Here is an 11,372-nt window from a genome sequence, read left to right as displayed (position 1 = left end):
ACACCACCATGGTCAACGGCATGGCCGTTCTGGGCTGGGGCGTCGGCGGGATCGAGGCTGAGGCCGCGATGCTGGGCCAGCCCGTCTCCATGCTGATCCCCGAAGTCGTCGGCTTCAAACTGACCGGCCAGATGATCGAAGGCACCACCGCCACCGACCTCGTGCTGAAAGTCGTGCAGATGCTGCGCAAGCATGGCGTGGTCAACAAGTTCGTCGAATTCTACGGCGACGGCCTTGATCGCCTGCCCTTGGCCGACCGCGCCACCATCGCCAACATGGCGCCAGAGTACGGTGCGACCTGCGGCATCTTTCCGATTGATGCCGAAGCCCTGAATTACCTGCGCCTGTCCGGCCGAGAAGAAACACTGATCAATCTGGTTGAGGCCTATGCCAAGGCCCAAGGCTTGTGGCGAACCGATGCCGAAGCCGAATACAGCGCGGTTCTACATCTGGACATGGGCGAAGTCAAACCGTCCCTGGCCGGCCCGAAACGTCCGCAGGACCGTGTGCTGCTGACCGAGATGAAACAGAACTACAGCGATAATCTGGTCGCCCTGACCGCCAACCGCAAACCGAAAAACGGCGATGTCGCGAAGTTCGAGAACGAGGGTGGCGATGTCACTGCAGCGCTGGGTACGGTCCAGACCCAAATCAACGGTCAGTCGGTGGAAATGAAGGACGGCGCCGTAGTCATTGCCGCCATCACCTCCTGTACCAACACCTCGAATCCGGCAGTGATGTTGGGAGCCGGCTTGCTTGCTCGCAAAGCCGCGGCCCGTGGCCTGAAGCCTGCACCCTGGGTGAAAACCTCACTCGGACCGGGTTCCTTGGTGGTCACCGATTACCTGAAAAAAGCCGATGTCCTGAAAGATCTTGAAGCCATGGGTTTTTTCGTCGTCGGCTACGGCTGTACTACCTGTATCGGTAACTCCGGTCCGCTGCCGGTCGAGGTCAGCGCTGCTATTGCCGCCGGTGACCTCACGGTTGCTTCGGTACTTTCGGGTAACCGCAATTTCGAAGGCCGCGTGCACGCCGAAGTGAAGATGAACTACCTGGCCTCGCCGCCGCTCGTCGTCGCCTACGCCATCGCCGGCACCACGGATCTCGACCTGTCCACCCAGCCGCTGGGCACGGGCAAGGACGGCCAGCCGGTCTACCTGAAGGACATCTGGCCGTCGAACAAGGAAATCGGCGACACCATCGCCGCCACCATCGGCCCGGAGATGTTCGCCAAGAACTACGCCGACGTCTTCCGCGGCGACAGCCGCTGGAACGCGGTGGAATCGCCGGACGGCGACGCCTACCAGTGGGACGATTCGACCTACATCAAGAACCCGCCCTACTTCGACGGCATGACGATGCAGGTCGGCTCGATCAGCGACATCCACGGCGCGCGCGTCATGGGCATCTTCGGCGACTCGATCACCACCGACCACATCTCGCCGGCCGGCAACATCAAGGCCAGCTCGCCCGCGGGCAAGTTCCTGCAGTCGCGCGGCGTCGCCCCGGTCGACTTCAACAGCTACGGCTCGCGCCGCGGCAACGACGACGTGATGGTGCGCGGCACCTTCGCCAACATCCGCATCAAGAACCTGATGCTGGGCGGCGAAGAGGGCGGCAACACCATCCACTACCCGTCGGGTGACAAGCTGGCCATCTACGACGCGGCCATGAAGTACAAGGCCGAGGGCGTGGGCACGGTCGTGTTCGCGGGCAAGGAATACGGCACCGGCTCGTCGCGCGACTGGGCGGCCAAGGGCACCAACCTGCTGGGCATCAAGGCGGTCATCGCCGAGAGCTTCGAGCGCATCCACCGCTCGAACCTGGTGGGCATGGGCGTGCTGCCGCTGCAGTTCCTCGACGGCCAGAACGCCCAGACGCTCGGCCTGAAGGGCGACGAGGTGGTCTCGATCACCGGCCTGCAGGACGGCGCCGGCAAGGTGGCGGACATCAGCGCCAAGCGCCCGGACGGCTCGGTGGTGAGCTTCAAGGCCCAGGTGCTGCTGCTGACGCCGAAGGAAGTCGAGTACTTCCGCCACGGCGGCCTGCTGCACTACGTGCTGCGCCAGCTGGCCGCGGGCGCCAAGGCGGCTTAAGCGCAAACGGCCCCCGCTCTCCCACGAAGGCCGCCTCCGGGCGGCCTTCGTCGTTCTGGCGGGCAAGGGGCGGTGATGCCGCGCCGTGCGGCCGTGCTACTGCCCCAACGCCGGCTTGGACCAGTCGGCGCTGACCAGCACCCAGTCACGGCCCTGCAGACGCCAGACCGTCTCGACCCGCCGAGCCTCCACCCCTTCCGGGACGAACCGGTTGCCGCCGGTGACGACGGCGTCGAAGCGCGCCGCGGCGCGGTCGCCGCGAAGTTCGACGTCGACCGGCCCGATCGCAACGCCGACGTTCTGCTGGCGCAGCAGCATCAGGGTCGCGTAGCGGCGCAGGCCGTCGCGATCCATGCCGTCGGGCCCACCGAACTCCGGGTCGACGGCCTCGAGCAAGGCTCCGGTATCGCGGGCTTCGACCGCCTCCTGCAGGCTGGTGATCCGGGCACGGAGCGCGGCCTCATCCGGCGGATCGGCGCAGCCGGCGAGGGCCATGAGGACAAGACATGTCAGCACGGCGAGAAGACCACGCCCCTTTCGCCACGACGAAGGGAAGAAACAGCGCCCTCGCGGCTTGCCCGATATCGCCCCCTGTGCTGCAATCGAGCGAATACTCGAAATTCCGTACGGCGCCGCATTGGCGTGTCGGGCGGTCCACGCGATAGGGGTGTTGTCGATGAGCATTGAGCGTCCTTGGTTGTCCAGCTACCCGCAGGGCGTCCCCGCGGAAATCGACGTGGACGAGTTCCCGTCCATTGTCTCGGTCCTCGACAACGCCATCGCCAAGTACCGCGACCGTCCCGCGTTCTCGAACATGGGCAAGGTCCTCACCTACGGCGACATCGACCGCCTCAGCCAGCAGTTCGCCAGTTACCTGCTGAACGTATTGAAGCTGAAGAAGGGTGATCGCGTCGCGCTGATGATGCCGAACGTCCTGCAGTACCCGATCGCCATCTTCGGCACCCTGCGCGCCGGCCTCACCGTCGTCAACACCAACCCGCTCTACACCCCTCGCGAGCTCAAGCACCAGCTCGACGACTCCGGTGCCAGCGTGCTGGTGGTGCTCGAGAACGTCGCGCACACCGCCGCCGAAGTCGTGGCCGGGACGCAGGTGAAGCAGGTCATCGTCACCTCGGTGGGCGAGATGCTCGGTTTCCCGAAGGGCAAGGTCGTCGACTTCGTCATCAAGTACGTCAAGAAGCTGGTCCCGGATTACGACATCCCCGGCGCGGTGAATTTCCGCCACACGCTGACGGAAGGCGCCAAGCACACCCTGCCCTCGGTGACGCTCCGCAACACGGACATCGCCTTCCTGCAGTACACCGGCGGCACCACCGGCGTGGCGAAGGGCGCGATGCTCACCCATCGCAACCTCGTCGCGAACATGCAGCAGGCCTCGGCCTGGATCGGCACGAACGCGAAGCCGGGCCAGGAGATCATCATCACGGCGTTGCCGCTCTACCACATCTTCGCGTTGACGGCGAACGGCCTCGTCTTCATGAAGTTCGGCGGCTTGAACCACCTGATCACCAACCCGCGCGACATGGCCGGCTTCGTCAAGGAGCTGAAGTCGGTGCGCTTCACCGCGATCACCGGCGTGAACACGCTCTTCAACGGCCTGCTCAACACGCCGGGCTTCGACACCATCGATTTCTCCTCCTTGCACCTGACGCTCGGCGGCGGCATGGCCGTGCAGCGCGCCGTGGCGGAGCGCTGGAAGAAGGCCACCGGCTGCACGCTGATCGAAGCCTATGGCCTCACCGAGACCTCGCCGGCGGCGTGCATGAATCCGCTCGGCCTGAAGGACTTCAATGGTGCGATCGGCCTGCCGATCTCCTCCACCGATGCCTGCGTGAAGGACGACGAGGGCCGCACGCTGGCGCATGGCGAAGTGGGTGAACTCTGCATCAAGGGCCCGCAGGTGATGCAGGGCTACTGGCAGCGCCCCGAAGAGACCGCCAAGGTCATCGACGCCGAAGGCTGGCTGCACACCGGCGACATGGCGAAGATGGACCCCGCGGGCTTCTTCTACATCGTCGACCGTAAGAAGGACATGATCCTCGTGTCGGGCTTCAACGTGTACCCGAACGAGATCGAGGACGTGATCGCGACGATGCCCGGCGTGCTGGAAGTCGCGGCGGTCGGCGTGCCGGATGACAAGTCGGGCGAGGCGGTGAAAGTGGTGGTGGTCCGCAAGGACCCGAACCTCACCGCCGAGCAGGTGAAGGCCTTCTGCAAGGACAACCTCACCGGCTACAAGCTCCCGAAGATCGTCGAGTTCCGCACCGAACTGCCGAAGACCAACGTCGGGAAGATCCTGCGGCGCGAACTCCGCGACTCCGCCGCCAAATCGCCGGCCTGACGCCACGCGATGGCTGTCGAAGAGGTTCGTCTCAACGTCAACGAACTGCAGCCCGGCATGTTCGTGTGCCGGTTGGAGGGTCGCTCGTGGGACACCACGGCATTCCCGCTGCAGGGCGTGATGGTTCGTACCGTGGACGACATCATCGCCGTCCGCCAGCACGCCGACTACGTGTTCATCGACCGCATCCGCAGCGTCGATGGCACGCCGGAGGCCGTGCTGATGAGCCTGGACGTGGGCAGCGGCGGCAGCGGATTGCGCCACGTGGGCGCACCGACGCAATATCGGATCAGTGCCAGCCTCGAGGAGGAGTTGCCGCGCATCAAGTTCGCGGCGAACGAGGCCCAGAAACTGTCGCGACGCCTCACTGCCGACCTGCGTGAAGGCCGGAAGCTGTCGATCGAGGAGATCAGTACCGCGGTCGAGCCGGTCGTCGCCAGCGTCATCCGCAATCCGGACGCGTACTTCTGGCTGGCCAGCCTGAAGGAGCGCGACCCCTATGCCTACAGCCACGCGGTGAACTGCGCGGCGCTGATGTCGGCCTTCGGCCGGCAGCTTGGCTTCCCCGGCAGTGTGCTGGTGGAACTGGCGAGTTCAGGGATGCTGATGGATCTCGGCTTGGCCTCCCTTCCCGAGGGCACAGTGAACCACGCGGCTCCGCTTTCCGACGTGCAGCGCGAGACCATGAAGCGCCACGTCGAAGCCAGCCTGGCTCAGCTCGACAGCACGCCGGGCACCACCCCGCTGATCCGCAGCGCGGTGGCCCACCACCACGAGCGCCACGACGGCAGCGGCTACCCCGCCGGGCGTCGCGGTTTCGAGATCCCGCTCGAAGCGCGGATGCTCGGCATCGTCGACAGCTTCGATGCGATGAGCAGCGCACGCATCTACCAGCCGGCGTCCGCCCGCCACCACGTCCTGCAGGCCCTTTACCGCGAACGCGACCGCCTGTTCCAGGCCGAGCTCATCGAGCAGTTCAGCCAAAGCATCGGCGTGTACCCGACCGGGTCGCTGGTCGAGTTGAGCAGTGGCGAAGTCGCTGTCATCACCGCGCAGAACAGCGCGCGCCGACTGCTGCCCAAGGTCACCGTGCTGACGCGCCCGGACAAGACCGTCAATCCCGCCTTCCGACAGGTCGACCTCTGGCAGCAGCCCGAGGCGGACGGCCCGCGGCTCACCATCCACCGCGCGCTGCAGCCGGGAGCCTACGGCCTTGATCTCGCCGAGTTCTTCCTCTGACACCCCGGCGGGCTGGCCGGCTTACGAAGCGTCCGCGGCGCTGCTCCTCAAGTCCGCCTCGCCGAACGCCAGCCTCGCCCTGCTGCAGGTCCACTTCCGGCAACGGCTGGCACTGGCCGCCGCCCACGGGCAGCCGCTAACGGAAGTCGCGTTCGACGAAGCCGAAGCCCGCATCGTCGCCGCGCTCCGGCCGGGCGACCACCTGCTGCGCAGCGGGCACGGCGACTTCTACGTGCTCCTGCCGCGGCTCCTGGGTCTCGGCCACGCCGAGCTCGCCGCCCAGCGCATCATTCGCGAACTGGAACCGCCCATCATCTCCGGTGGCCGCCACCTGCACCTGATGCCCACGGTGGGGGCCGCGCTCGCCATCGAACCCGGCGAATCCCCGACCTCGCTGCAGCAGCGTGCAAGCGCGGCCGTCGTGCACGCGCTGCGCGAAGGCGAAGCCATCGCCATCGCCCGCGAGTACACGCAGGACGCGATGGTCACGGAGCTGCGCGACGCGCTCTCGCGCAACGCGCTCGACCTCGTCTACCAGCCGATCGTCACGCTGCCCGAGCAACGGGTAGTCGGCTACGAAGCCTTGGCGCGCTGGCGCCGCGGCGATGGCAACGAGGTCGCGCCCTCCGTGTTCATCCCCATGGCCGAGGATGCGGGGCTCGCCGAGGAGTTGACGCGCTGGACCCTGCAGGTCGCGCTGCGTGAGTTCGTGCCCCTGCAGCGTCGCCATCCGGACCTCTACTGCGCGATCAACCTGTCGGCCCGCGCCTTCGACAATCCCGCGCTCTGCGAGCAGGTGCTCGCCGCCTTGGCGATCTGGCAACTGCCGCCGCACAGCCTGATGATCGAAGTGACCGAGACGGCCGTGCTGCACGACGTGGGCCGTAACGCCAGCGCCCTGCAGCGCCTCGCCGCCGAGGGCGTGCGCCTCGCCATCGACGACTTCGGCCAGGGCTATTCCTCGCTGGGCTACCTGCGCCACCTGCCGGCCGCCATCCTCAAGATCGACCAGAGCTTCGTCGCCGATGCCGCCAATCCTCGGACGCGCGCGCTGCTGGAGGCGATCTCCGGGATGGCGCATCGCCTCGGCATGCGGGCGGTGGCCGAGGGCGTGGAAACGGAAGCGATGCTCGGCGCAGTGCTCGAGGCTGGCTGTGACCACGCCCAGGGCTATCTCTTCGGCCGGCCTGCGCCGATCAGCCACTGGCTGCGCTGATTCCCGCCCCTCCGGGCGCGCCTCGGCGCGCCCTGTGCCCCTCTCCCGTCAGAGCGTGCAGCCCTGCAGCGACGTGCTGCCACCCAGCGCCTGCACGCTGTCGGTGCCGGTCCACCGTCCGCTCACGCCCGCCGCATAGGTGGCGTCGACGGCCATGATCGACAAGTTGCCGTTGGAGAAGGAGCGCGCCAGGCTCCCCGCCGCGCGTCGCGTCGGGGCTGCGGTCCGCGCACACAGCGGGCAGAACCCGGTGAGCTGTTCGAGCGGCACGCTGGCGCTCGCGCCGCCGAAGCCGGAGCGCTCCGCGGTGAGGAAGCGCGGCACGCCCGCGGCGTCGTAGACGAAGGCGGCGTAGAACTCGTAGTTCGGGAACATCTGCACGCTGTAGCCCGTGCCTGCACGCGCCGGATCGAACCAGTGGCCGCTGGCGTTCACCGGCGCGCCATTGAGGCTGGGGCAGCCGCGGCCGAAGCTGGAGAAGGCCTCGCTGCCCGCCTGCCCATCGAGGCGGTAGCTGAAGGTGAAGGCGTCGGCGCCCGTCGGCGTGGTCACCGCTTCGCCGACCGCGGACAGCGTGTTGCGCGAACCGTCCCACGCGCTGCGGTAGACCGTGCCGCGCCACTGCCCGTTCGCCCCCGGCGCGCGTCCCTGCAGGTAGTACCAGGTCGAACTGCCGTCCTGCAGGAAGGTGTACCAAAGCCCCGCCCACTCCGCACCCGCGGGGTAAAGGAACAGACCGTGCCCCGGACGACCGGTGTTGAAGTAGCCGCCCGGCCGCACCACCGGTGCGGTGCCGGCCACCGTGGCGAGGACGGCGATCTCGCCGATGCGTGCCGAGGGATTGGTCGGCACGACGTACCAGCGTCCCGGCGACAGGGCAGCACCGCTGACCGACAGGGTCTGCAGCGGCGCCGTGGCGCTCGACGCGGCGTTCGCGGCGCTGCGCGCTGGTGCAGCGGCGATGGTGGGAATGGCTGCGTTGGCGACGGGCGCCGGCACGCGCGCCAGGTACAGGTCGACGCCTTCGCTGGCACGCGCAGTCACGGACAGGCTGCTCGCCCCAGCCGGGACATCGATGAAGAGGCGGTCGTGCGCCGTTGCCGCGGGCAGGCGGAACGCCCGCTCTTCGCCACTGGCCAAGGCGATACCGTTCTCTGCACGGCCGGCGCGATTGACGCGCACGGGCACGCTGCCGACCGTCACCCCCGCCGCCGATTGCACGGAGACATAGCCCACGCGGCTCTGCGTGTCGGCGAGGGTCGGCGCGTTCCAGCCCATGCGCAGCGGGAACGCGGCGCGGGCGGCGATGTTGCCCGGCCCGGTGGCGACGAGGCTGCCGTCGCCGGCATCCATCGGCACTTCGAAGGTCTCGACGCGTGCGGTATGCGCGACGCTGCCCGCGTTCACCACCAGCATCCAGTACATGACGTTGCCGCAGGTCGGCACCGTGACGGCCATCTCGCAGCGTTCCGCCGTAGCAGACATGCCGGCCGAACAGCGCAGTTCGTTCGCGGAGGCCAGCCCGTCGCGATTGCTGTCGATGCCGAGGTACACGTCGACGTTGCCGGAAGAGAGCGAGCGGGCGTCGACCAGCACGCGCCAGTCTCGGGCCGTCGGCGCCGATGGCAGCACCCTCAGCGACAGTTCCGCGTTGCCGGCGAACGGCAACCAGGGCGTCGGGTCGACCGCGAGCGGGTATTCCGAGACCTGGGCCTCCACCAGCGGGCTGGCGACGAAACGCGCCGATGGCAGGGCACGGACATTCGCGCCACCGAGGTCCTGGTAGCCGCTGCCCGAGGTCACCGCGAGGGTGATCGATTCGGCGATGGGACGGACGACGATCGCCACCTCGCCCTCGGCGCAGGCACCGCCACCGCAGACGCGGTAGCGCAGTGAATCCTCGCCGCTGCGGTCGGCGGTCGGCTGGTAGACGAGGACGTCGTCCGCCACGGTGCCCGTCGTGCCAGAGCCATTGATCGACGCGGTGCCCAGCACCGGCGCACGCAGCACGGTCAGCGTGCCATCCGCCAGTTCGGCCGCGGGAATGCGGTCGTTGGCGAGCACCCGCAGGCTCAGCGCGGCCGAGTTCTCGGTGACGACGAAGCGGTCGGCGACGGTTTGCACCGCGGCGCCCGCGCTGCCGGCGGCCAGAAGGCCAAGCACCACGCCGGCCGTGGCAAGAACTCGTGCTGGAGCGCCGGAGCGGCGCAAGGAAGAACGAATGACGCGGCGCTCAGGGGCGCGACGCTCGGGGGCGCGATCGGTCGTCGGCATGCACGTCAGTACAGAGAGGGACGCCGGATGCTAACAGTGAGACCGCCGTCACAGCCTGCCACCGCACAGACACCGTCAAAAGGTGTCAAAAAGCGTGATTCAGTCGACACTTTTCCGCAAAGCGCCTTACGAAATACAAACGAATCGACGCGGGGATCAGGCCTCGGGGCGCATGTACGGGAACAGCAGCACATCGCGGATCGACGCGCGGTCGGTGAGCAGCATCACCAGACGATCGATACCGATGCCCAGGCCGCCGGTGGGGGCCAAGCCCACTTCCAGCGCGCGGATGTAGTCGGCGTCGAAGTGCATGGCCTCGTCATCGCCGGCGTCCTTGGCCTCGACCTGCGCCTTGAAGCGCGCGGCCTGGTCTTCCGGATCGTTGAGCTCGGAGAACCCGTTGGCGATCTCCTTGCCGCCGACGAACAGCTCGAAGCGGTCGGTGATGCCGGGCTCGTTGTCGCTCTCGCGGGCCAGCGGGCTGACCTCCACCGGGTAGTGGGTGATGAAGGTCGGCTGCACGAGGTTGCCCTCGACCAGCTTCTCAAAGAGCTCCAGCAGCAGCTTGCCCCAGCCGTAGGACGGCTTCACGTGCACGCCGTGGCGGGCGCAGTGCTTCGCCAGCGCCTCGCGATCGCGGCAGTCGGCGGCGGTGATCGTCGGGTCCGCCTCGCGCACGGCATCGTCCATGCGCCAGCGGCGGAACGCGGGGCCGAGGTCGATCGCCCTGCCCTCCCACTCCAGCGCGGTGCGGCCGAGCACCTCCTGTGCGACGTCGCGGATCACGCCTTCGGTGAGGTCCATGATCTCGGTGTACGTGGCGTAGGCCTCGTACAGCTCGAGCATGGTGAACTCGGGGTTGTGCCGCGTGGACACGCCCTCGTTGCGGAAGTTGCGGTTGATCTCGTACACGCGCTCGAAGCCACCAACGACGAGGCGCTTCAGGTAGAGCTCGGGCGCGACGCGCAGGTACAGATCAAGATCCAGCGCGTTGTGGTGCGTCATGAACGGCTTGGCCGTGGCGCCGCCGGGGATGTAATGCATCATCGGCGTCTCGACCTCGAGGAAACGCCGGGCGTCGAGCCAGCGGCGCATCGCACCGATGATCCGCGAGCGCAGCACGAACACCTCGCGCGACTCCTCGCTGACGATGGTGTCGACATAGCGCATGCGGTAGCGCTGCTCGACGTCGGCGAGGCCGTGGAACTTGTCCGGCAGAGGGCGCAGCGCCTTCGTGAGCAGGCGGATGGCCGCTACCTTGACCGACAGCTCGCCGGTGCGCGTGCGGGTGAGGCCGCCCTCGACCGCGACGATGTCGCCGATGTCCCAGCCCTTGAAGGCGTCGTAGCTCTCGCCCAAGTCCGCGCCCACGAGGTAGAGCTGGAGGCGCCCGCTCATGTCCTGCAGTTGCGCGAACGCGGCCTTGCCCATCACGCGTTTGGCCATCAGGCGGCCGGCGATGCGCACCGAGCGGCCACCCGCTTCCAGCGCTTCGGCCGTCCACTGGTCCTTGTCGGCGAACTCGGCCTGGAGGTCACCGGCGTAGTGCTCGCGCTTGGCGTCGTTCGGAAAGGCGACTCCCTGCCCGCGCAGCGCCGTCAGTTTCGCGCGGCGCTCGGCGATGAGCTTGTTCTCATCGGGGGCGTTCTCGGCGGCGGACGTCGTCGGGGCGTTGGGCTGTTCGGACATGGGAGCTTCGAAAAAAGAGGAATGGATCGGGCGAAGGAGCGATACGTCGGCGAAGGCCGAGAACCGGGGGGGCGATGCGGTCAGGCCGCATCGCTCCGTTTGGCGCCGACCTCGAGGCCGGCCTTCAGGCTCGCCTCGACGAACTCGTCGAGGTCGCCGTCGAGCACCTTCTGCGTGTCGCTGCGCTCGATGCCGGTGCGCAGGTCCTTGATCCGGCTCTGGTCGAGCACGTAGTTGCGGATCTGGCTGCCCCAGCCGATGTCGGACTTGGTCGCCTCGACAGCGTCCTTCTCGGCGTTGCGCTTCTGGATCTCCAGCTCGTAGAGCTTCGCGGCCAGCATCTTCATCGCGGTGTCGCGGTTCTGGTGCTGGCTGCGGCCGTTCTGGCAGGCCACGACGATGCCGGTCGGCACGTGCGTGATGCGCACCGCCGATTCGGTCTTGTTCACGTGCTGACCGCCGGCGCCCGAGGAGCGGTAGACGTCGGTCTTGAGAT

General features: G+C 67.7%; 8 protein-coding genes. 4 read left to right on the top strand and 4 right to left on the bottom strand.

What is annotated here, in order from left to right:
* A partial coding sequence (acnA, locus tag ACIQ6S_RS13515) for an aconitate hydratase AcnA (protein ID WP_397608809.1) occupies nucleotides 1-2,096 on the top strand: 2,096 nt, incomplete at its 5' end.
* 96 nt (nucleotides 2,097-2,192) lie between these two features.
* On the opposite strand, the gene ACIQ6S_RS13510 is transcribed toward acnA, so the two are convergent.
* Entirely contained in the window at nucleotides 2,193-2,591 is a 399-nt protein-coding gene (locus ACIQ6S_RS13510; protein WP_297866356.1) for a nuclear transport factor 2 family protein, read from the bottom strand.
* Nucleotides 2,592-2,772: 181 nt separating this feature from the next.
* On the opposite strand from ACIQ6S_RS13510, the gene ACIQ6S_RS13505 reads away from it, so the two are divergent.
* Genes ACIQ6S_RS13505 through ACIQ6S_RS13495 form a run of 3 tightly spaced genes read left to right on the top strand, consistent with a single transcriptional unit; the run spans nucleotide 2,773 to nucleotide 6,913 of the window.
* Entirely contained in the window at nucleotides 2,773-4,458 is a 1,686-nt protein-coding gene (locus ACIQ6S_RS13505; protein ID WP_397608808.1) for a long-chain fatty acid--CoA ligase, read from the top strand.
* A gap of 9 nt (nucleotides 4,459-4,467) precedes the next feature.
* Nucleotides 4,468-5,697: an HD-GYP domain-containing protein gene (locus ACIQ6S_RS13500; protein WP_397608807.1), complete on the top strand. Its 1,230-nt coding sequence runs from the start codon at nucleotides 4,468-4,470 to the stop codon at nucleotides 5,695-5,697.
* A complete protein-coding gene (locus tag ACIQ6S_RS13495) occupies nucleotides 5,672-6,913 on the top strand; it encodes a putative bifunctional diguanylate cyclase/phosphodiesterase (protein WP_397608806.1) in 1,242 nt (413 codons plus the stop codon). The genes ACIQ6S_RS13500 and ACIQ6S_RS13495 overlap by 26 nt, the downstream gene beginning before the upstream one ends.
* 48 nt (nucleotides 6,914-6,961) lie before the next feature.
* Here the strand turns inward: ACIQ6S_RS13495 and ACIQ6S_RS13490 are convergent, their stop codons facing one another.
* The 3 genes from ACIQ6S_RS13490 to ACIQ6S_RS13480 form a co-directional block, all read right to left on the bottom strand.
* Nucleotides 6,962-9,079 (bottom strand): Ig-like domain-containing protein, encoded by a 2,118-nt coding sequence (locus ACIQ6S_RS13490; RefSeq protein WP_397608805.1) that lies wholly within the window; start codon nucleotides 9,077-9,079, stop codon nucleotides 6,962-6,964.
* Nucleotides 9,080-9,343: 264 nt separating this feature from the next.
* The gene (gene lysS / locus ACIQ6S_RS13485) at nucleotides 9,344-10,876 is read right to left on the bottom strand and encodes a lysine--tRNA ligase (RefSeq protein ID WP_397608804.1); all 1,533 of its coding nucleotides are present in this window, start codon (nucleotides 10,874-10,876) and stop codon (nucleotides 9,344-9,346) included.
* An 80-nt stretch (nucleotides 10,877-10,956) separates the two neighbouring features.
* Nucleotides 10,957-11,372 (bottom strand): peptide chain release factor-like protein (locus ACIQ6S_RS13480; protein WP_397608803.1); only part of this gene is annotated, 416 nt, incomplete at its 5' end.

Source organism: Silanimonas sp. (genome assembly GCF_044377035.1).
In the GTDB taxonomy this organism is placed as follows: domain Bacteria; phylum Pseudomonadota; class Gammaproteobacteria; order Xanthomonadales; family Xanthomonadaceae; genus Silanimonas.
This window is presented reverse-complemented; position numbering and strand designations above follow the sequence as displayed.

Bases quoted from the DNA above. Each gene is read 5' to 3' on its own strand.
- ACIQ6S_RS13510 (WP_297866356.1), bottom strand. From the start codon at position 2,591: ATGGCCCTCGCCGGCTGCGCCGATCCGCCGGATGAGGCCGCGCTCCGT.
- ACIQ6S_RS13505 (WP_397608808.1), top strand. From the start codon at position 2,773: ATGAGCATTGAGCGTCCTTGGTTGTCCAGCTACCCGCAGGGCGTCCCC.
- ACIQ6S_RS13500 (WP_397608807.1), top strand. From the start codon at position 4,468: ATGGCTGTCGAAGAGGTTCGTCTCAACGTCAACGAACTGCAGCCCGGC.
- lysS (WP_397608804.1), bottom strand. From the start codon at position 10,876: ATGTCCGAACAGCCCAACGCCCCGACGACGTCCGCCGCCGAGAACGCC.